The organism is Blautia sp. MB18-30, assembly GCF_023669475.1.
In the GTDB taxonomy this organism is placed as follows: domain Bacteria; phylum Bacillota; class Clostridia; order Lachnospirales; family Lachnospiraceae; genus Blautia_A; species Blautia_A fusiformis.
In genome coordinates this window covers 1-22,846 of sequence record NZ_JAMOYY010000045.1, presented here as the reverse complement: position 1 = coordinate 22,846, position 22,846 = coordinate 1, and the positions used below count along the sequence as shown (strand labels likewise).

Genomic DNA, 22,846 nt, shown 5'->3' with positions numbered 1-22,846 from the left:
GCTTTTTATGCATATATAAATTGTTGTAAGACAAATTCCAGTTTGAAAAGGGGAAATGAAAAAGTGGCAATTTCAAATATAAATACAATTATTAGTAATGATATTCAAAAAGTTTGGAACATTGTTTTAGCTGTTGATAAATATAACTCATGGCGAAGTGATTTGAGCAAAACAGAAATAATAAATGACAAACAATTTATTGAATACACAAAAAATGGATATGCTACTACATTTACCGTTACCGTTGCAGAACCATATAAACGCTGGGAATTTGATATGGAGAATAGCAACATGAAAGGTCATTGGATTGGTGTTTTTATAGACAAAGGGAATGAAACACAAATAGACTTTACAGAAAATGTGATACCTAAAAAGTGGTTTATGAAACCTTTTGTAAAAACCTATTTGAAAAAACAACAAAAGCAATTTGTTCTGGACTTAAAGAAAGCATTGGAATAATAAAATTCAAGATTGGAGGGTTGGAAATGGCTTCAAGTAAAGATTATTTACAATTTGTTTTAGAACAATTATCAGAATTACAAGAAATAACATATCGTGCAATGATGGGAGAATTTATTATTTATTATCGTGGAAAAATCGTTGGCGGTATATATGATGATAGGTTACTTGTAAAACCAACAAAGTCTGCAATTTCTTATATGCCGACAGTTACTTATGAAATTCCATACGAAAACGCCAAAGAAATGTTATTGGTGGAAGAAGTTGATAATAAAGATTTTCTGACGGGGTTATTTGATGTGATGTATGATGAACTACCAACGCCAAAACCTAAAAAGAAAAAATAAACAGCTTCTAGTTTACAATTTCATATCCATATACACAAAGCAGTTAGTTTTAGGATTGACTGCTTTTTAAAAAGACACCATTTAGGTGTAATGATGTCTTTTGGGTGTTATTTTATAGGTCATATCAAGGCTCATTCAATCGTGGTAAATTCGTGGTAAAATGAGTTTTTTCTATACTTCAAAATACTTGAAAGTATAGTGTTTATGCGGATAATCGAAAATTAGATATAAAATTTTGTAAAACTGGATGATATTTATGAATGCCTGACACCGGCCCTTAATAAATACGGGGTCGATTTTGACATCTTAAGTGAAAGGCCGACTCAGATGGACGAACAGGGCAATTCCGTGTTTTTAAAGGAAATGGGAGCACTCTGGAGATATGAGGCTGATCTGGAACTGTGCTGGACCAATGCAGACCGTCCGGGAGACAAGGTACGGAGCTTTTTGCATGTCATTGGAACCAATGAAGCACCGGATAAAGCAAAAGGTGCGGCATGGACGTATGGCCTGAAATATTATTTCTTGAATAAATTCAATATCATGCAGGCATCTGGAATGGACGATCCGGACATGCGTGGGACGGAAAAAGAAGAAATGCCGAAGCAGGAAGCTTCCGTAAAACCGGAAAAGCCGAAAAAGAAACAGGAAAAGACAGAAAGAAAAGAAACCGCAGCAAAGCAGGAGCAAACGGAACCGGTCAGGGAAAAGAAAACGGACCGTAAAAAACTGCGTGATGGAAATGCCATATCCGAAGATCCTGTAAAAGTGGAATATGCAGTAACGGATACAGAAGAAAACCTGCCTGGACAGATGACTTTTGGAATGGAAGAAAGTGAAAGCGGACTGGAAGAATTTTCCGATGAAGAAACCAAAGCGGAAGATCCGGTTCAGACCGAGGAAATCTCCGTAGATGAGGAAATTACTGCCGAGACGGATGCAGACGGTTTCCGTGCAGTAGAAGAAACGGATGAAGTTCCATTTGATGAGGATGATGAGATTTCTTTTGATGCAGAAGAAGAGGAAGAAACACCAGAAGAGACGGCAGAGGAAACGGTAGAGGATATAGATAACGTAGAGGATGCAGAAGACGAAGTGAAATGGGCAGAAAAGGTTATCTGCAATTTTGGTGTCTATGCCGGAACCCCTCTTGGGGAAATGATGCAGGATGCCAGAGGTTACCAGACGATCAAATGGCTGGTACAGCGTTACAAAGGCCAGAATCAGGAAATACAGAAAGCTGCGAAGATTCTTTTGGATCATGAAAAGGAAATGCAAAAAGCAGCCTGAAAACAGAGAAACAGTTCGAGGTGGCTCCGGGAACGGGGCCATCTTTTATGAAAAGGAGGAAGGCATGTATGCCAGAGAATCGTTTACGATCGCAGAAGTAGCAGATCTTTTGTCAATCCGAAGACTGAGTGATTCTTACCAGGACGAATTTCCGGTGGAATGTCCTTTTTGCGGGGATTTAAGAGGAAAATGCAGTTTTTGCATCTGCAAAAATGGAGAACTGAAAAATGTTTACCATTGCTATCATTGCGGAGCATCCGGAAACATGCTGACACTGTATGCGGAACTATCCGGCATTTATGGAAGGAACCGGTATAAAGAAGCCTACCGTGAGATAAGGCAGGCACTTTCTTTTTCTGGAACGGATGAAAGGCAGCAGGCCACGACACGAAATGGGTTCGCTTCTATCGTTCCTAAAAAGAAACGCATTTCCCTTACGGAAGAGGAATGGGATTACCGGGACCAGGTATATAAGGAGATGCTCACTTTTCTTAAGCTTAAGGAAACACACCGGAGGAACCTCCTCCTGCGTGGGCTGACGTTAAATGAGGTCAGACAGATGGAAGAACGAGGTTTTTTAAGTACGGATGAGGAGAATTCCGTGGCCATTGCCAGAAAGCTCTTAAAAAAGGGATTTCGCCTGGATGGGGTTCCTGGATTTTTCATCAACCGGGATGGTGACTGGGAAGCTGCTTTTTATAGGAAGAATAACGGGTATCTTTGCCCGGTCCGGGATGGGAAGGAACGGATCATAGGATTCCAGATCCGGCTGGATGTTCCTTTAAAAGAACGGAAGTACCTCTGGTTTACCAGCAGCGGCTTAGAAAAAGGCACATCAAGCGGCAGCCCGGCAGGAATGTTTGGGAAAATAAAGGATGGCACGGTTTACGTAACAGAAGGGATCTTAAAGGCAGAGATCGCATGGATGTGTACAGGAAATCCTTATATCGGAGTCCCTGGAGTTTCCAATCATAAAGGACTGGAAACTGTCTTGCGAAAACTGAAAGAGCAGGGGTTAAAAAGAGTTTACGAATGTTACGACATGGATAAAATGATGGAATTGTCCTGTAAGCACGATGAAAAAAGTGCGTGCCGGCAATGTGAACATGGAATTCATCTGTATCATGGAGAATGCCCCAGAAAGCGCAGAAAGCGGGACATGATCCGAAAAGGCTGTATAAAACTATATGAAATCTGTGAGGAACTGAACGTATCCTGCAAAAGAGTCACTTGGGATACCGATGCATCCGGTACCTGGATGGAACACTACAAAGGCGTGGATGACTGGATCCTTCGAAAAGAGGAAAAAGGAAACTGGAAGACGGCATAAATGTTTGGTCAGATAAAAGGGAAACTGGAATTTTTTCAGTTTCCTTTTTATCTGGCTGAAAAAGCCGGAAGAAAGGAGAAAGTGATGCAGATAAGAGACGGACCAAAAGAAAACTGCAGGGAAAAAAGCGATCATGAAAGGAGAACGTGCACTTGGAAAAAAACTGGAAGAAAAGATGGATGGCGGGTGCGATGGCTTTTGCTCTGTGCTGCACTACGCTCTTGCAGACGGGAGCTTCTGCAGTATCCGCCGCTGAGGTGGGAGGCGTTTCCGCACAGAGCGAGACGCAGATCGAGGTACAGACAGAAACGCAGACAGAAATTCAGACGGAGAAAAGCGAGGAGGAACTGATCGAGGAAACCGTTGCTGATCCGGAACTTGCGCTTATGGTTACCGAAGGGGAAGCCTTTGATATCCAGAATGATTTTACAGGACTGAAACTCTCTGAAGGAGACCATGTGGAACTGAAAAAAGCAGCAATGGAAGACGGGACTGTATTTGATTATAACCATGCGGGGACCTATAAATGCGTATATCTTGTTACACCCGCATCCGGGGAAGCCTATCTGGTTGCCAGAAACATTACTGTGACACCAAGGGAAGCAGAAACAGACGGATCCAATGGCGGCCAGGAACAGGAAAGAGGCGATGACGAACCGGAGGCAGACCCCGTCCTCCCGACCATAAGCCCGGAAGATGCCCCGGAAACTCTGGAAGAGCCGGAAGAAACGGAGGAACCAGAAGAAGAGGAAGCAGAAGGATTTTCCGATGAGGAAACAGAGGATGGAAGCCATCAGGTTGACATTGTACAGGGAAATGAATTCAATATTGAACTGGACCACGAGGACGGACGTTACCAGACGGGGGAGACGGTCAACTTTTCCGGTGATATCCCTCAGGGAAGCCTGATCGCAGTGGGAACAAGTCTTGTTGAAGCAAACCAGACAGAGAATACCGAAGATCTTCTGTATGCAGAAGTAAGCTACGATGAGGGAACAAATTCCTTCAGCTTTGAGATGCCGGAAGATGATGTTGCATTAAGTGTGCTATATGACCAGGCTGAGGGTGGTATTAGTACCATGGCAGCTTCCGATGGAGACTTGTGGGATGATTCAACAGACATTGAAGCTAATACCTATTACTATTATTCAGATGGAAAACTGCATCCTTTTGATTCCGTTATGGGACAGGGCGGAAATGATTCCTATAAGTATATCCGTTACAAAGCAGGCGGAAAGACTTATACCGTCTATGCATACTGCATGCAGCACAGTAAACAGTCCCCGCCAAGTGGAACGACTTATAAAAATATGGTCGAACTGGATGAAGGCGGCGATGACCGTTATTTAAGGAAGGCCATGTTTTACGGATATGGCGGTCCCGGATGGGGCGGCACATTCAACGGCTATAATATCAAATCCATCATGGAAAAATACGGCTGTTCCTCCGAGACCCGTGCAATGCAGCATTATCTGGTCGATTATTTATATGACGGGGAATCCGGATTTGGAGGATCCCTTTCGACAACTGCCAAAAACATGTTAAAAGAGATCAAGGCAGCCCTTGCAAAGATGCCGGATCCAACGACCATGGAGCTGACACCTGGGCTCAGTGCTTCTGCAAATGGAAACCAGAGCCCGACCTTCACATGGAAGGCAAACGCAGCTTTTGTGATCACGATCCATCTGGAAAACGGGGTCTCCCTTGTAAATGAGACGACAGGAAAAACCGGGACCGGAAATGTGAGCGTAAAGGGCGGTGAAAAATTCCATCTGGAAGCAACCACCCAGAATATTGGAAGCCTGAAAGGAAAATATGCGATCACATCCAACTATCCGCTTAATTTCCATGCCATGCTCTTAAAGCTGGCGAACAGCCAGGATATCGGCTTTGGATATTATACCGATACACTGGAGCTGAATCTGGAGGTAGACTGGCCGGATGAAGCAACGGTCAAGATCATCAAAAAAGATAAGGGAAGCAACGCGCTCCTTGCAGGTGCCGTTTACGGCATCTATGCAGATGAAGCCTGCACGAAACTTATCAAAAAAATGCCGGCAACAAATGCAAAAGGGGAATCCGAAGTAAAGATCACCAAAACACAGGATACCGTTTACCTTCGTGAAATCTCAGGCCCATCCGGATATGTGCTGGATACGAAAGCCTATGGGGTAAAACTGGTCGTGGGGCAGACCGCTTCCAAGAACTTAACGGATAAAGAGCAAAAAGGTGCACTCACCATTTATAAAGAAGGAGAAGTGCTTACTGGAGCGACCGTCACGGAAGATGGTGTGACCTTTGCCTACGAAAAACGGAAATTGAAAGGAGCCGTTTACAGTGTTTATGCAGGTGCAGATATCAAGGCGGCAGATGGCACCCTCATCTATAAAAAAGGTGCACTTGTCAAGGATAATCTGGTTACCGGAGATGACGGAAGCGTTACGTTAAAGGATCTCTATCTTGGCACCTACACAGTAACCGAGACGAAAGCTCCGGATAATTATGTATGCAAAGGAGAGTCTAAGACTGTTGAGCTTGTGTATGCAGGCCAGACCGTAGAAGTGCAGACTGTCAGTGCAACATTTTTAAATGAACGCCAGAAGGCTGCAGTCCGTGTGGAAAAGCAGGACGAAGAGACAAAAAATCCGCTCTCCGGAGGCATCTACGGGCTGTATGCAGCAGAAGATATCAAAGTTGATGGTAAGACCGTTGTTCCCAAAGGAACCCTGATCGAAAAAGCAACGACCGGAGCCGATGGAAAAGCTTCTTATAAAGCGGAACTTCCGATTAATTACAGCTACAGCATCCGGGAGATCCAGGCACCGGAACTTTACCTTAGAAACAGTGAGGATACTTACACCTTCACTTTTAAGTTCACCAATGATAAGGAAGAAAAGGTAAACTTTAGCCATACCTTTACAAATAAGCGTGTAAATGCAACAATCGACCTGGTAAAAGAAGACAGCGAGACAGGAAACAGCGCACAGGGAGATGCCGTATTTGAAGGAGCCATTTACGGGCTCTATGCAAGGGAAGACATTAACCATCCGGATGGCAGGAGCGGAGTCCTTTATAAAAAGGACGAACAGGTAGCTACCCTGACGACCGATAAAGAGGGAAAAGCAAGCGTAAGCAATCTGTATCTTGGAAAGTATTATTTGAAGGAGATCACGCCTCCAGTAGGTTATCTTCTGGACGAAGAGGAGCATGATGTAAACTGTAACTACGAAGGAGACCAGGTAGAGACGGTAAAACGAAATACCGTTTCCAAAGAAGACGTGATCAAACAGCCATTCCAGTTGATTAAAGCAGCGGATAATGATAAGACCGATGCGGACCTTTTAAAAGGTGCCGGATTCTCTGCTTATCTGATCAGCAGCCTGACTGTAAAGGACGATGGAAGCTATGACTTTACAAATGCGACCCCGATCGTTCTTACGGAAGATGGAAAAACAGAAATGTTTACCGATGAACGCGGCTATGCGTGCAGCATCCCGATTCCTTATGGACGCTACATTGTCCGTGAGACCACAACACCGCATAATTTCATGCCGGTAGATGATTTTATCGTAACCGTAACCGAGAACAGCAGCACACCGCAGGTATGGAGAGTCCTTTTGGACGATGAGTTCAAAGCAAAGCTTAAGATCGTGAAACAGGATGATGAGACCAAACAGCCGGTCCTCCTTGCCAATACAGAATTCAAAGTGTACGACCTGGATGCGAAAAAGTACGTGGAACAGGTAACGACCTATCCAAATACGGTTGTCCATAAATCCTATTTTACGGACGAAAATGGTTACCTGATTCTTCCGGAATCCTTAAAATGCGGAAATTACAGGATTGAGGAAGTGAGAGCGCCTGATGGCTACACCCAGAATACCCAGTATGTGGAGATCAAAGTTGATAAGAATACAGCTTATCAGATGGATTCCGTCAGCGGGGATGCCATCATTACCGTGACCTATGAAAACCATCCGGTCAAGGGCAAACTGGTGATCCATAAATCCGGTGAAACCTTAAAATCCTTTAAAAAAGATTTTGTATACGAAGAAGCTTCCCTGGAAGGGGCAGAATTTGAAATCTACGCAGCAGAAGATATTTTCACACCGGATCATCAGGTGGACGAGCAGGGAAACCGTCACGTGATCTATGCAAAGGATACCCTGGTAAAAACAGTGACCACTAATAAAAATGGGGAAGCTGTTATCAAAGACCTTCCGCTTGGAAAATACCGTGTGAAAGAAACAAAAGCACCGGCCGGATTTGTCTTAAATCCAGACAGTCAGGAAGTAGCCTTTATCTATAAGGATCAGAACACACCGGAGATCGAAGAAAAACTGGAATTTTCCAATGAACGCCAGAAAGTAGAGCTGAGTGTGGAAAAACGGGATGCTGAGACCGGAAAGGCTTTAAAAGGTGCAACCTTTGGATTATACAATAAAGAAGCAATTTCTTCCGGCGACAAGGTGATTGTAAAAGCAGATACACTGCTTCAGGAGATCACAAGCAACGAAAAAGGTAAGGCAGCGTTTACGCTGGATCTTCCGCTTGGCAGATACTATGTGAAAGAGCTGCAGGCACCGGCGGGTTATGTATCTTCTGATGAGATCCTGGAATTTGATGCCACATACCAGGGCCAGGACGTAAAAACGATCAAATTAAAATCCGTGAAGAAAAACCAGCCGACAACGGTAGAAGTAACAAAAGCAGATATCACGACCGGAACAGAACTTGACGGGGCTTCCATGAGTGTACTGGATAAGGATGGCAACGTGATCGATTCCTGGACATCCGTAAAGGATTCCCCACATGTGATCAAGCGACTTCAGGTTGGAAAAACTTACATTCTGCGTGAAGAGCTTGCACCATATGGCTACTTACGTGCAACAGACGTAGAGTTTACGATCTCTGATACTGCAGAAGTACAGAAAGTCAAAATGGAAGATGAAGTCCCGGTAGCAAGACTTCTGGTAAACAAGAAAGGGGAATTCTTAGACAGCGTATCCCTTCTTGACAATGCAAAAGGCATGATCGAGCACCTGTTCAACTATGTGACCGGAAACCTGACTGATGTAACCTTCAATGTTTACGCGGCAGAAGCCATCCGTGCAGCAGACGGGGTAAGTGCAGATTATTATGCGGCAGATGAACTGGTCGGCTCCATTACAACAGATGGAAATGGTATCGCCCAGATGGATAACCTCCCGCTTGGACGTTATTACATCGTGGAAAAAGAGACCGCACATGGCTACGTTCTGGATAATGAACCAAGATATGTGGATCTTACATACCGTGACCAGGATACACCTCTGGTTACTTATAGTGCCGACTGGCAGAATGCGCGCCAGAGGGTACAGGTGGAAGTCCTGAAAAAAGAAAAGGACAGTGACAAAGTACTTTCCGGGGCAATCTTTGGCCTCTATGCAGCAGACGACATCGTATCTTCAAAAGGAAAAGTACTCCTTGCGAAAGACACTCTGATCGAACTGAAGACCACAGATGAGGATGGAAAGATCCAGTTTGTTGCAGATCTCCCGATTGACAGCAGGTACTACATTAAGGAACTTGCCGCCCCGGATGGCTATGTGACAGACCAGGAACCGCAGGAATTCACTTTTGAGTACCAGGGCAGTGGAACCAGTGTTGCAGAGTATGCGTTCACCTTTGAAGATGAACAGACTACGGTAGAACTTTCCAAAGCAGACCTGACGGACAAAAAAGAACTTCCGGGAGCATCCTTAAAGGTAACAGATGAGGATGGAAATACGGTGGATGAATGGGTATCCAAAGAGGAAGCACATATCATCAAGGGCCTTATCGTAGGAAAGAAATACAAGATGACAGAAACAAAGCCGGCAGATGGTTATGTGACTGCGGAAAGTATTGAATTTACCGTCGAAAACACAAAAGAAGTACAGAAACACCAGATGCTTGATGATGTGACCAAAGTGGAAATCAGCAAGAAAGACATTACGGATTCCAGTGAGGTACCGGGAGCAAAACTGATCATCCTGGATAAAGATGGAAAGAAAGTTGAAAGCTGGACGTCCACGGATAAACCGCATATGGTCGAAAAACTTCCGGTAGGCGAATATACCCTTCGTGAAGAGCAGGCTCCGGATGGATACCTCATTGCGGAAGATGTGAAATTTACGGTAAAAGATACCGGAAAAGTCCAGAAAGTCAAAATGAAGGACGCACATCCATATGGAAAACTGGTCATCAAAAAGACCGATTCCACCAGTAAGGCAGCCCTTTCAGGAGCAGAATTTGAACTGCGTGAAAAGGAAAGCGGAAAAGTCGTAGAAAAACTGGTAACGGATAAGACCGGAACAGCGACAAGCGGCAAGCTTCCGATTGCTACTTATAAAAATGGAAAAGTAGAGAAAACCGTGGAATATATCCTGGTAGAGACCAAAGCACCAAATGGTTATGAATTAAGCAGCAAAAAAGAAGAGATCCGCTTTGAATACAAAGACGGAAAAACCAAGGTGATCGAGATCGTAAAAGAGATCAAAAACACCAAATCCCCTTCCGGTAGCACACCGACAGGAAACAGCCCGAAAACAGGGGACAGCACCAACATCTGGCTTCCGATCCTTCTGGCAGTCCTTTCTGCCTGCGGCATTGGCGGCGTGATCTGGTATAAGAAGAAAAAAGGAAATTAAGGAATACGGTTCAGGGCTGCTCGATTTACCGGCAGCCCTTTTTCCAGGAAGAATAATCGGAGGTTTGTATGAGATACATAAAAGAAATCATGATCGTGGCAGTCTGCCTGATGGTACTCAGTTTTTGCGTATGTACCGGTTTTGGCATTTACTTTATGTACCGGGAAGGTGTGCAGGAATATGAAGACCTGCGTACATACGTCAAGGAAACAGATGAGGATGACCACACAGAAGGAACAGACGGAAGCGATGGGAAACAGACCGTGGTTGATTTTAAGGCATTAAAAAAGATCAATCCGGATATCGTTGCATGGATCCGGATCCCAGATACCAGCATTGATTACCCGGTAGTTCAGGGAAACGATGACTCCTATTACCTGACACATACTTTTAAGAAGACAGAACATGTGGCAGGGGCCATTTTCCTGGATTCCGATAACAATGCCGATTTTTCTGATGACAAGAACATCATTTATGGTCACAATATGAAAGATGGCAGCATGTTCCGCGGACTTCGAAATTTCCTTGGCGATAAATTTTTAAAAGAACACCATATCCTCTATCTGTATCTTCCGGATGAAGGGGTATGGATCTTTGTGATCGTAAAATGCGAGTATACACCGGCAGATGGAGATGCTTTTTTACTTGGAACGCAGGAAGAAGTCCCGACGCTTCTGCTTTCCACCTGTGGAACAGATGCCTCCAAACGTCTGGTCATATGGTGTGAAAGGCAGGAAGAGAAAGGTGGGCAGATAGAATATTCTGACGAGGAAGCAGAAGTACAGGAAGCTACGGATGATCTTGCTTTCTTAGATGGGGAGTTTGTAGAAAACGAAACCCATGATTTTATTTAAATGTTTGCAGAAATTTAATGGATAATTTCTAAAAAATATAACATTTTAATTTTCAGGTCTTTCTGGATGGACAGGAACAATAATAGTCTATCCGGGAGGACCTTTTTTTTATTGCAAGAATGGCGTAAAATGGCACTTTTGATGGAAATACGATTGCAGAAAAATGAAAAAAGAAATATTAGTTCTGACTATCATGTCCAGTATGCCGCAAATCATTTGGAGAAGGCGAAGGACGTGTTTATGAAAGCGATGAAGATCCTCTGGATTTATATAGCCCAGTGGAAGGAAAAATAGAAATTAAACTGAGATGATAAAAAAATATAGAAAAAAGAATTGACAATTGTATTCTACAGTTGTAGAATACAATTAACTTCTACAGATGTAGAAAATAAAATTCTAGGAGAATCCACGATGAAGACAAAATTTATGACACTTATGACGGTAGCAACACTTGGGATTTTTTCAGCTGCAACGGTTATGGCAGCAGGAAATAACGATTTCTATACACAGCCGCCGGCTGGATCTGAATGGGAAAAAGCAGATACGGAAGGTACCTATGCAAGCTATACGAACGGAAATGATTATGTAAATATCTATAAATATTCACTGGAGGATGTCAAAACAGGGATTGCCAAATGCAATGACACATACGATGCCTGCTATCAGACAATTTATTCAGAGGGAAACAGCCTGTATATGGCAGTGGGATATGCAAAAGATGCAGATGACATCAGTGACGTCAGAAAATTTGTAGAATATATTTCGTATCCTGGAAATCCTTCACTTACCAGACAGGAGAATGAAAACCAGACCGATGATTCTTCTGATGATTCTGATAAGGCAACTACAGATACTGCCAGTCAGAAGTCAGGAGGAGATTCAGATTCCTCCGATACAGAAGAAAATGCTTCTGCAAAATCCTCGGACAGCAATGATGATTCCGATATCCTTTCTACCTCACCAATGACATTAGTTGACAGTGATGGAAATACCATTGAGATTAATTACATTCTTCACAAAGATTATTCTTGTGAATATCGTGGAGATGATGGAATGAACTATACCGATAATGGGGATGAGACTTATACCGACGAAAATGGAAATACCTACTCAGCTCTGAATGATGATACTCATCATCTGGGACATACGTTGGAACAGCATGACCTTCAGGATGCAAACGGTAATACTGTGACGGTTACGGAAACTACAAATGGTGATTATTATTTCCAGGACGAAAATGGTACAGGATTTACGGACAATGGAGACGGGACATGGAGTGATGAAAATGGCAGCAGTTATACAGAAATAGACTGATAGTGGTCAGTAGCTGCAGGAATGGCAAGGGCATTTGCAAATTGTGCAAAAGCCCTTGCCATTTCCGTGAACCGTGGTAAAATAGAGTTATTCCTACATTTGTAGAAAATATGTAACAGGAGGTATGAAAAAGTGAAAAAAACTTACCAGAGACTTCCGGAATCAGAGCTGGATATTATGCTCGTTCTTTGGAATAATACTCCGCCGATGACCAGACCGGAGATTGAGAAAGTGATCACTATGAAGAAAAAACTTGCATCAACAACAATTTTGTCATTGCTGACCAGATTGGAGAACAAAAATTTCGTGGAAGTGACGAAACAGGGAAAAATGAATCTGTATACACCCCTGGTTTCGCAGTCAGATTATCAGGCACATGAAAGCCAGAGTGTTCTTGAGAAACTTTATGGGAATTCACTAAAAAAGTTTGTAACTTCACTTTATCATGGAAAGAAGATCAGCTCGGAAGAAGTCCAGGATCTCAGTGAATTTCTTAAGAACCTGGAGGACAGGGAGGAATAGCGAATTATGGAGGTTTTCATTCTACACATTCTGAAACTGAATGTTATTGCAGCAGTAGTAATTTTACTGGTAAAAGTGCTTGCGACTCTGTTTAAAGGACGTGTATCAGCGAGATGGAAGTACCTTATCTGGCTGTTGATTACGATAAGCCTTTGTGTTCCGGTGCGCCTTCCGGCGAATCTGGCACTGGTGGATTTCAAAGTACTTAGAAGCAGTCAACAGAATACGCAAAGCCCGAAGATAACGGATTACGCAGTCAGACCAGAGGAAAGTCAGAAGATAACAGAAAACGTATCATCTGCGAGCAAAGACATGAAAAATCTGACAGAAATCCCGGAACAAAAGAGAACTGTCAGGTACGAATCAGATAAATGGCTGGGAATTGTGGCTTTGATTTTTGCTGCTGTCTGGCTGAGCGTAGCGGTACTTAAACTGACGGGAGAATTGCTGGCATATTATTTTTCTATAAGGAATCTGGAACGGATGAGTCTGCAGGTAAGTGATACGGTGAGTATTCAGATGTACCGTGCAGCGTGTCAAAAGAAGCACGTACGCAGAATACCGGAACTCAGGCAAAACGCAGGTCTTACCACACCGCTTCTTGCAGGACTTTTACATACAAAATTGTATCTACCAGCAACCGGGTATTCAGCAGAAGAAAGAAAACTTATCTTTTACCATGAACTTACACATTATTGCCATCGGGATCTCTGGTATAAGATGCTCCTTCGAATCTGTGCATCGATATACTGGTTCAATCCCTTTCTTCTTATCATGCTGAAAGAAGCGGATAAGGATATTGAGAATCTGTGTGATACAGCAGTTGTTCGCAGAGTTAATAAAAAGGAACATAAATTATATCGACAGCTGCTTCTCAGGACAGTAGCCATGGAAAATCAGATTCCATATGTGACAGCAAGTCTTAATGACAGCGAAATGGTGTTTAAAGATCGGATTCTGTATATGGTGAACATTCGGAAACTCCGCAAAGGAATTCTTCCGGGAATTCTTGTGACGCTGCTGCTTGCAGGCGGTAATCTGGTATTTAATGTCTCTGCCGGGACAGATACAGTTTCAGTAGAGACGGAGAAGTCTGGTATTGAAAAAAATGCAGATCCAGAGAAAAATAATGTACCGGATTATGCACCATTTTCTGAAATGGTAACTATGCAGAAAGCTGCTGAAACCCAGGACGAAGGAGGAGTGACAGAGAATACAGATACAGAGGATTCTGTAGACGAAGAGGAAAAAGCAGATGCGGAAACAAACGATGAACCTGCCATGGAAAACAGCGGACAGGTAAGTGAAACGACCGATGATGGAATTACCTCTGACAACAACGGGTCTGTTTCATCTTATGAAAATCTGCCAGCAGGCGTACCATATACCAGTGGATTCAGTACTACTTCCGGTGTAGCATCAATTGTAGCACCGGGTGGAGGAGATGAAGAATCCAGAGTTCTTTACGATAACGGAGATGGGACCTATTCTGATTATTATGGGAGCCGATACAGTTATCAGGGAGATGGAAACTGGGCAGATGCCAATGGAAATTCATATCGTACCTGGAATGACGAAGGTTATCATTTCGGAAACCAACTGGAACAGCATGAACTCCAGGGCAGTAACGGTACTGTTAATGTAATAGAAACAACAAACGGAGATTATTATTATTGTGACGCAGATGGGGTCGGATACACAGACAATGGTGACGGCACCTGGACGGATGAGAATGGGAACATCTATACAGAATAAAGGATTTGTCCGATCGATGCATATTCAAATGATATTATTTCAGAAGAGGTATTGTATATGACCTACAATTTAGTAGAAATTCAGAAAAGACAGGAATCTACTGACAAATTTGTTCAGAAAGTTGGTAAAACTTTATGGCATTACACTTCTTTTCCAGCCTTGGATGGAATTTTAAGGAAAAAAAAGATTTGGTTTGGCAGCGCAACGAATGTGAATGATGCAAAAGAAGTGATTGGGTTTATTGATAACCTGAAGCAGAACATTGAGAACGGTCTTACCCAAAACAATATAAAACCCAAATGTGATGTTGATAAAATATTTAAAGAAATATATGACAGAACATCGCAAAAACACCTTTTTATGTTCTGTTTGTCACAGGCATTAGACGATGCAGCTCAATGGGACCGCTATGCCGATCATGGACGTGGTGTTGCAATAGAATTCAATACCGAAGCATTGCACAACCTGTTATATTATCATGGGATGATCATTGGCGAACAGTATTATACTCAGGAGACCAGGGATCATGAATTATACAAATTATTGTCTTCATATATTTCCACTGGAATTCTGGAAGGATTTTCCAACTTAGATGGATTCATTGATAATTTAGCATTATGTGCCCTTATTCACAAACATCCTACATTTACTGCTGAAAAGGAAATCCGAATCGCACCATATTTTGTAACGGACAACGATCCTCATATCGAATACAAAACATTCAATATAATAAAAGAGTTCTACATTTTAGATTTACAAAAAGTCTTAGAAACAGAAAATATGCACAGGGAAGATATTATCAATTCAATTATTATCGGACCACGTTCATCCCAGAATCCAAAAGATTTGGAAAACTACTGCAGACATCTTGGGTTGCATAAACTGGCTCAAAATATAAAAGTATCTGATTGTCCATTGCGTTAATAGATAAGAGGTTCCACTTACAGTGTGGAATCTCTTTTTCTGTCGAAACTCATTTAATGATTTTTGTTGTTGTCGGTTGCTTCATATAGTACACTGTCGTTATAATTATTAACCGGCAATGGAAAGAATGAGGAAATCGTATTGGATACCACAGATTACACTTCATGTGCAGAGATCGAAGAAGCAAAGAAAGCGTTTTTCGAAACCAAAAGGAATCGAAAAACGCTTTTTCATATATGACATATAAAAAAATGGGATCATAAACGATAGCATATTATTTGCGAATATCTACTAGTCCCTTTTTCAGTATATATTCAGAGAACTCATATGAAGCTCCGTCTCCAGTCACATTCAGATACAGATTTTTGAGGTCGCTTTCATTTACGATCCAGGCCATGTTCAGCTAGCTGTACACTTTCGCCTGGTTTTATAGAGGAAATGTAGTTTCCACCATTGCCATAATTTTCAGAGACACTATAATATACCATTCCTCCAGTCTTTGCCACGCCGTCCCAGCTAATGTAGTCATAGCCATCGCCGGCCTGTTCTGTTGGAATGTAAAGCTGTACTTTTCCATTTTCCTTAGTCAGGGTCAGTAAAGCACCAAGATAAAGCATATGGTCGATTTCCTCATTTGAATGATTGGTATAGGTAACTGTAACATAGACCAGTTTCTGATTCACTTCCTCTGACTTCACAATTTCATCCAGGGAATCGATTCCGTCGCCAGATTTCACATAATTCAATGTGTTTGTAGATAGCTTTCCATCAGCATCAATGGCTTCCGCCCATTCTTGTGGTATTTTGTCCGGATCGAGAAGCTGAAGATCATCAGAAATTTGAACAGAATCTACCTTTGCAGAAATCGTTTTTTCCAGATATTCACCATTTGTGTTTTCACCAATCACATCCAGATCAAAGGTGTCACCAATTTGGTAAATGGGTAGTTTTTTCTCATTTACAGAAGTACTTATTTCATCATTATCATCTTCTGTCTTTTCAGATATCATCTCTCCGCTCCATGTAGGCAATCCGGCGGTCTTTACCATAGTCGTGTTTCCCTCAATCACCAGATTTTCTGCAACTTTTATGGCTTCATCCTTTGACACATCATCTCCGATGTAGATCATAAGCACACGATATAAATCCGGGTAGACAAGATAAATTCTCTGGTTAAGAGCCCCGTTTTCGGTAATGCTATTATATTTGAGATATATCCCCTGGTATTTTCCAAATGTACGCTCTTCACTATCAATAACATTCTGATCCTGTACTACCTGTCCCAGATCATTTTTATCCAACAGGACAAATGAAAAACTGAACCCGCCAGTCATGCCATGCTCAGGATATTGGAGATGGTACTCGTCAATCCAGCTCATGCCCTCCGGAACATATTTAGCAGACAGATCTACCTCTGGGACCTCATCTGGAAGCACGGTCTTCTTTGCTGCATCACCAGCATCAATTTTGACTGAAACACCATAAGAACCCTGTTTTTCCAAAAACCAGTGATACAGATTTACTCCTGCATATACTGCCGTGGAAACTGCCAGTGCACACGCAGCTGCCACTGCGGCAACTTTCGGAGCTGTCCATCGTTTTCTTCTTCGCAGATTCGCCACTTTATTATCCGCCAGCTGCTTTGCTACCTCATTTTGAATCATATTATGGATAAAATCCGGTGTTTCGGGAATATCGTTTTTCATATCTTCTAATCTCATATTGACACCTCCTGTAATTCCTGCCTTAATTTTCCTCTTGCCCTTGCAAGTCTCTTTTGAACGGCACCTTCCGATATTTCAAGGATCTGGGCGATTTCTTTTACACTGAAATCTTCTATATAGTATAGAATAACGGGTAAACGCAGTTCCTCTTTTAAGGAATTTACGGCTGTATACAATTCACTGTAATTCTTTGTTTTTTCTGATTCCGGTTCCTGTCTGTCAGCCAGATTTTCCAATGGGATAAATTTACTGGATTTACGCACAAGGCTGTAACATTCGTTGATTAAGATACGGATTAACCAGGTCCGGGCATAGTTATCGTTTTTTAATGTGCCGACGTTGGAAAAAGCCTTCACAATTGTTTCTTGAATAGCATCTGCACAGTCATAGTCACTAAATAAAATTGTTTTTGCAGTTGAGTATAATTGTCTTTCTGAATCTAGGATCAGAGATCCAAGTTGTTCCTTTGTCATTTAAACACCACCTTTTTTTTTGCCAGCCAGCATTTTCTTAGACGTGCAGAAATCAAAAATATCCCTAATAATTTATTCTTTTTCTTATAAATGGACAAGTTCGTGGTTTTGCACAAAAAAATGTCTACTTTCGATAGTATTCCATAATAAAAGCAATAAAACAAGCATTTGCAAAGGGACATTGTTATAATTAAATTTGTTCATGGGTGTTATTTGTGATTACTTTCATGCTAATATGCTAATGTGCATTATCATATTAGCATGAAAAAAAATTAGGAAAATCTTAATAATTTCTCATGTAATCCATTGTGAATTTAGATGCTGTATTTGTTATACTTAATCGAGTACAAGCAAAAAGGAGAGTTGAAAATATGTCTGAAAAGATATTGATTATAGATGACGAGCAAGATATAGCGGATCTGTTGGAGGTCTACTTGAAAAACGAAAATTACATCGTTTATAAATTTTATTGCGCAACGGATGCCATGTCGTGTATTGAAAGCGGCGACATTGATCTTGCCATTCTGGATATTATGCTCCCGGATATGAACGGTTTTTCACTTTGCCAGCTTATCCGAAAGAAATACACTTATCCAATCATCATGCTAACGGCTAAAATTGAGGAAACGGATAAAATAACGGGGCTGACATTGGGAGCGGACGATTATGTGACAAAACCTTTTCGCCCACTTGAAGTAATTGCCAGAGTGAAAGCGCAGTTAAGACGTTACAAGAAATATTTGCCCAGTATCATCACAGAGAAAGTTCCATCGGAACTTTCCTATAACAAATTGTGCCTGAATGTGCAGACCCATGAATGTCTGTTAGACGGTGAGCCGGTTTCTCTGACACCGACAGAATTTTCTATCCTCCAGGTTCTTTTGGAAAGTGCCGGGAATGTTGTAAGCATTGAGGAACTGTTTCATGCAGTTTGGAAAGATGAATACTACTCTAAAAACAGCAGCACAATTACTGTGCATATCCGGCATCTGCGTGAGAAACTGAAAGATACTTCCGATACTCCGCAGTATATTAAAACGATTTGGGGTGTTGGTTACAAAATTTAAGCGAAAGGAGTACGCTATGAAAAGAAAATCAAATTGCTTTGTAACCATTTTATTCTTAATTTATCTGGCACTTTTGGTTTGGATCATACTTTTTAAACTACAATTTTCAATCAGTGATCTGGATAAGATAAGAAGTATAAACTTTATTCCTTTTCACTATGACAAGGAAATCGGAGCAGCATTTCACTTAACAGAGGGGCTCGATAATTTCTTGATTTTTGTGCCTATGGGTATTTATCTTCAAATGCTTCTGCCAGGAACAAAATTATATGTGAAATTCATGCTGATTGCTGGAACAAGTTTTTTATTGGAAACTATGCAGTATATCTTAGCAGTCGGACGTTCTGATATTACTGATGTACTCACAAATACGGCAGGTGGTCTTTTGGGGCTTGCTGTATATTCGATGACGGCTCGGTTAATCGGAAATAGAATAAAAGCAAACAGACTGTTTTCCATTCTGGCAAGCATAGTAAGTGTTGTCGTGATTGGACTGCTTGGCTTAATTCTGTTTGCTAATCGGTAGGAGGTGTATTCTCATGTCGAAGAAAGAAATGACAACAGAAAAGCGCCTTAAAGTGCGCTTATATCTATCATTGCTGATTTATACCGTTGTTGGATATGGTTTGACCCTTCTCTTGGACTACATCTTTTCAAAATTTGACAACGATATTTTTGCATGGATCTACTGGAGGCTTGGTCCGCTGTTTATTCTGTATCTGGTGATAGGCTTTGTATGTATCTTCAATTACTATTGGAAAAAGCCGTGGGACTATCTGGATGAAGTAATTGACGCAACCCAAACGGTCTATGAGCAGAACAGTCATACAGTATCGTTGTCTGATCCTCTGAAAGAACTGGAGGAACAGCTCAATCAGATCAAAATGTCTGTTCTGTTAAGCAAGCAGGCTGCAAAGCAGGCTGAAGAAAAGAAAAATGAAATTGTCATGTATCTGGCACATGATATACGCACACCTTTAACAACAGTGATCGGTTATTTGAGCCTACTCCATGAAGCCTCTGATATGCCTGAGCAGCAAAAGGAAAAGTATGTCAAGATCGCGTTAGACAAAGCAGAGCGCCTTGAAAGACTTATCAATGAGCTTTTTGAAATTACCAAGTACAATGCACATACGGTCATTATCAAAAAAGAAAATGTAGATTTGCATTGTCTGATTGCGCAGGTAATAGATGAAATATACCCGACACTCTCTGCAAATGGCAACACGGCGGTATTTACTGCGGAGGACAACTTATCTGTGAACGCTGATCCCGAAAAGCTGGCGAGAGTTTTCAGTAACCTTTTACGAAATGCCGCGTCATATAGTTACCCGCAGACAGAAATCACTATATCCGCCAAACGGTTAGAGCATGATATTCAGATTACTTTTGAAAATCGTGGGGAAACAATCCCGGAGGAACAGCTTAACAGTATATTTGAGAAATTCAATCGCTTGGATGATGCCCGGCTTTCTAATACAGGTGGTGCGGGACTTGGTCTTTCTATTGCGGAAGAAATTATACATTTACATGGTGGAAAGATTACTGCATCCAGTCAAAACGAAACTATAGACTTTGTGATTACATTACCCCTTTCCGCTTAGGAAAATAAGACTGTGATCTTAGGAATTACTTAGGAATTTAAGCGTGTGATTTTTGAGATTGAAAAGCCTTTGTTCGGTACAATGATTATCGAACAAAGGCTTTTTATTGTTCAGCCGAAGCAAAAGAAAGGAGTGTAAGCATGGAACTGAAAATAGAGCATTTAAGCAAGCAGTTCAAAGACAAAACAGCAGTAAATGATGTCAATCTGACATTGACTCCCGGCGTTTGGGGACTTTTGGGGGCGAATGGTGCAGGGAAAACCACGCTCATGCGCATGATTGCTGATATTATGACACCAACCAGCGGAGCAGTTTACTATGACGGAAAAAACATTCGAGAGTTAGGTGAAGTCTACCGAAGCAAGTTTGGCTTTCTGCCGCAGGATTTTGGGTATCACCGGGATTTTACGGTCAAAGATTATTTGGAGTATATAGCTGCGCTGAAAGATATTCCCACAAGAGCAACTACCAAAAAGATCAATCATTTGTTGGACATTCTTTCGCTCTCCGATGTGAAAAAGAAAAAAATCTCCAATCTGTCAGGTGGCATGAAGCGTCGTGTTGGTATTGCGCAGGCTATGTTGAACGACCCGGAGATACTTGTCATGGACGAACCGACAGCAGGACTCGATCCCGGAGAGCGCGTGCGTCTGCGGAATTTCATTTCCGAGTTTTCGCATGATCGAATCGTGTTGATTTCCACCCATATCGTATCTGACATAGAATATATTTCTACGCGCAACGCAATTATGAAAGCCGGAGAAATTGTTGATGTCGGAACTACCGCAGAACTTGTCAAGCAGATTGAGGGCAAGGTTTGGAATTGCACAATTCCGGCCTCAAAGCTGCCGGAATGTGAAATGCGGCTGCACATTATCAATCAGCGAGGCGAAGATCACAATCAGGTTTCTATTCGTTATCTGTCCGAACACTCGGAAATTGATGGATCTGTTACAACGGAACCACGATTGGAAGATCTGTATCTGTGGTTGTTTCCGCAGACAGACTTGGAAAAGGAGGAGAGATAATATGCGACTCTTTAGACTTGAAATAAAACGTATTTTGAAGTCACGGCGCACCCTGATTATACTTGCAATCGCACTTTTGCTTTCCGTAGCCATGGCATACCTGCCTATTTCATTTGAGGGTATTAACCGTCCAAACGAAGATGGCACGGTTACAGAATTAGACGGCTTGGCAGCGATCAAGTACAAACAAGATTTATATAAAACATCCGCTGGTGAAGTGACCCCGGATAGGATCAAATCGGCTTTGGAAACTTATCAAAGCTGCGTTCGAGAATATGGGCCAGTCGAGGAAGAGGGCTTTCCTCTGGCTGTATTTATTGAAAAAATCGTCCCGTTCCGTCACTTGCTGATGGGTCTGCCCGAAGCGTTTGCTGATCCATTAACAGGCATTGGTGCTGATTTAATGGATATTGACCCGAATGACATTGACGGAGCCTATTATGAAAAGTGCGCAGAACATTTACAGGATGTCATGCGGAATGAGCAAAGAGAAAACGAAACCGCACAACAGAAAGCTCTTGAAAAATATTCAGAACTTGATACGCCATTTTATCTTCATTCTGGAATTTCTAAAGATGCATTTGATTATATTGAGTTTTATATTTTGTTCCTTGCTATTTTGTGTGTGGCAATCGCAGCTCCTACTTTTGCCGGAGAATATCAAACGGGCGGTGACTGCATCCTGCGAACCACCAAATACGGGCGTAAACAATTAGCAATTACCAAAATTCTGGCAGCATTTACACTTTTCGTTGTTACTTTCCTTGTCGGGATCACGGTACACATTCTGATTTTAGATGCAGCGTTCGGGACGGATTGCTTAAAAACATCGTTTCAGATGCGATACTCTATCATTAACCTGCCAAACATCAATCTGGGGCAGTTGCAGATCATTCTCGCAGCAGCGGGCTTACTTTCTGTATTAGCAACGGTTAGCTGTACGTTGTTCCTGTCTGCAAAATGTAAAGACACATTGACAGTTTTGCTGATCTCTATTGTAGTTCTTCTCATGCCGTTTTTTGCTTATGTGGCGATGGGAGCAACATGGCTCTCTACCATACTTCCATCTGCCGGAATTGGTATGCAGAACAATTTCCTTTGTCAGCTTGCAAATTTCAATTATCTGAATATCGGTGGGATGAGTTTCTGGACACCGCATATTATTTTGCTTTCGGCAGGAATTGAATTATTTGTGTTTACATTCTTGGCGATTCATTCCTATTGCAGACATCAGGTAGCATAAAAGAAGTTCAAAATAGAACGAATTGATTATCTGCCGCACGACGGCAAAAGAAAAAGCAGACAATTTGGAACGACGGCTTTGATTTTCAGAGCCAGCGTTTCTTTGTGGCAACACAAACCTATGATGAATTTTCTGGAAATATTGTAGTTAATAGCATTGTTTATGCGTTGAAAATATCTGAAAAATTGATGATAGTAGAAATATAAGATTAAAATAAAAAATAATATAAAAAATTGTTTTA

General features: G+C 41.8%; 17 protein-coding genes. 15 read left to right on the top strand and 2 right to left on the bottom strand.

What is annotated here, in order from left to right; translation table 11 throughout:
• The 10 genes from NCY57_RS14615 to NCY57_RS14570 form a co-directional block, all read left to right on the top strand.
• A partial coding sequence (locus tag NCY57_RS14615; RefSeq protein ID WP_330639012.1) for an SRPBCC family protein occupies window positions 1–459 on the top strand: 459 nt, incomplete at its 5' end.
• A gap of 26 nt (window positions 460–485) precedes the next feature.
• Window positions 486–806: a TfoX/Sxy family protein gene (locus NCY57_RS14610; RefSeq protein WP_004612621.1), complete on the top strand. Its 321-nt coding sequence runs from the start codon at window positions 486–488 to the stop codon at window positions 804–806.
• Between the two features lie 243 nt (window positions 807–1,049).
• The gene (locus NCY57_RS14605) at window positions 1,050–2,096 is read left to right on the top strand and encodes an ERF family protein (RefSeq protein ID WP_284709599.1); all 1,047 of its coding nucleotides are present in this window, start codon (window positions 1,050–1,052) and stop codon (window positions 2,094–2,096) included.
• A gap of 64 nt (window positions 2,097–2,160) precedes the next feature.
• The gene (locus NCY57_RS14600) at window positions 2,161–3,426 is read left to right on the top strand and encodes a hypothetical protein (protein ID WP_173758679.1); all 1,266 of its coding nucleotides are present in this window, start codon (window positions 2,161–2,163) and stop codon (window positions 3,424–3,426) included.
• Window positions 3,427–3,578: 152 nt separating this feature from the next.
• Window positions 3,579–10,097 (top strand): LPXTG cell wall anchor domain-containing protein, encoded by a 6,519-nt coding sequence (locus NCY57_RS14595; RefSeq protein WP_250789786.1) that lies wholly within the window; start codon window positions 3,579–3,581, stop codon window positions 10,095–10,097.
• A 68-nt stretch (window positions 10,098–10,165) separates the two neighbouring features.
• Window positions 10,166–10,951 (top strand): class B sortase, encoded by a 786-nt coding sequence (gene srtB / locus NCY57_RS14590; protein ID WP_059085779.1) that lies wholly within the window; start codon window positions 10,166–10,168, stop codon window positions 10,949–10,951.
• A gap of 411 nt (window positions 10,952–11,362) precedes the next feature.
• On the top strand, window positions 11,363–12,265 hold the full coding sequence (locus NCY57_RS14585; RefSeq protein WP_015542765.1) for a hypothetical protein: 903 nt from the start codon (window positions 11,363–11,365) through the stop codon (window positions 12,263–12,265).
• A gap of 132 nt (window positions 12,266–12,397) precedes the next feature.
• Window positions 12,398–12,787, top strand: a complete 390-nt coding sequence (locus NCY57_RS14580) for a BlaI/MecI/CopY family transcriptional regulator (protein WP_059085781.1) — start codon at window positions 12,398–12,400, stop codon at window positions 12,785–12,787.
• A gap of 6 nt (window positions 12,788–12,793) precedes the next feature.
• A complete protein-coding gene (locus NCY57_RS14575; RefSeq protein WP_015542764.1) occupies window positions 12,794–14,542 on the top strand; it encodes a M56 family metallopeptidase in 1,749 nt (582 codons plus the stop codon).
• Between the two features lie 57 nt (window positions 14,543–14,599).
• Window positions 14,600–15,466: a DUF2971 domain-containing protein gene (locus NCY57_RS14570; RefSeq protein ID WP_059085782.1), complete on the top strand. Its 867-nt coding sequence runs from the start codon at window positions 14,600–14,602 to the stop codon at window positions 15,464–15,466.
• A gap of 377 nt (window positions 15,467–15,843) precedes the next feature.
• On the opposite strand, the gene NCY57_RS14565 is transcribed toward NCY57_RS14570, so the two are convergent.
• Complete coding sequence (locus NCY57_RS14565) at window positions 15,844–17,187, bottom strand: DUF4367 domain-containing protein (protein ID WP_244093128.1); 1,344 nt, start codon at window positions 17,185–17,187, stop codon at window positions 15,844–15,846.
• On the bottom strand, window positions 17,184–17,663 hold the full coding sequence (locus tag NCY57_RS14560) for a sigma-70 family RNA polymerase sigma factor (protein ID WP_059085784.1): 480 nt from the start codon (window positions 17,661–17,663) through the stop codon (window positions 17,184–17,186). Before NCY57_RS14560 ends, NCY57_RS14565 begins: the two co-directional genes overlap by 4 nt.
• Window positions 17,664–18,034: 371 nt before the next feature.
• Here NCY57_RS14560 and vanR point away from each other — a divergent pair, with 371 nt between their 5' ends.
• From vanR to NCY57_RS14535, 5 genes are all read left to right on the top strand, one after another.
• Window positions 18,035–18,730 (top strand): VanR-ABDEGLN family response regulator transcription factor, encoded by a 696-nt coding sequence (gene vanR, locus NCY57_RS14555; protein WP_173740085.1) that lies wholly within the window; start codon window positions 18,035–18,037, stop codon window positions 18,728–18,730.
• Window positions 18,731–18,746: 16 nt separating this feature from the next.
• Window positions 18,747–19,256, top strand: a complete 510-nt coding sequence (locus NCY57_RS14550) for a VanZ family protein (protein WP_059085786.1) — start codon at window positions 18,747–18,749, stop codon at window positions 19,254–19,256.
• Window positions 19,257–19,269: 13 nt separating this feature from the next.
• Entirely contained in the window at window positions 19,270–20,334 is a 1,065-nt protein-coding gene (locus NCY57_RS14545) for a sensor histidine kinase (protein ID WP_059085787.1), read from the top strand.
• Window positions 20,335–20,474: 140 nt separating this feature from the next.
• The gene (locus NCY57_RS14540) at window positions 20,475–21,362 is read left to right on the top strand and encodes an ABC transporter ATP-binding protein (RefSeq protein WP_059085788.1); all 888 of its coding nucleotides are present in this window, start codon (window positions 20,475–20,477) and stop codon (window positions 21,360–21,362) included.
• A gap of 1 nt (window position 21,363) precedes the next feature.
• Entirely contained in the window at window positions 21,364–22,605 is a 1,242-nt protein-coding gene (locus NCY57_RS14535) for an ABC transporter permease subunit (protein ID WP_059085789.1), read from the top strand.
• Window positions 22,606–22,846: the final 241 nt, after the last annotated feature.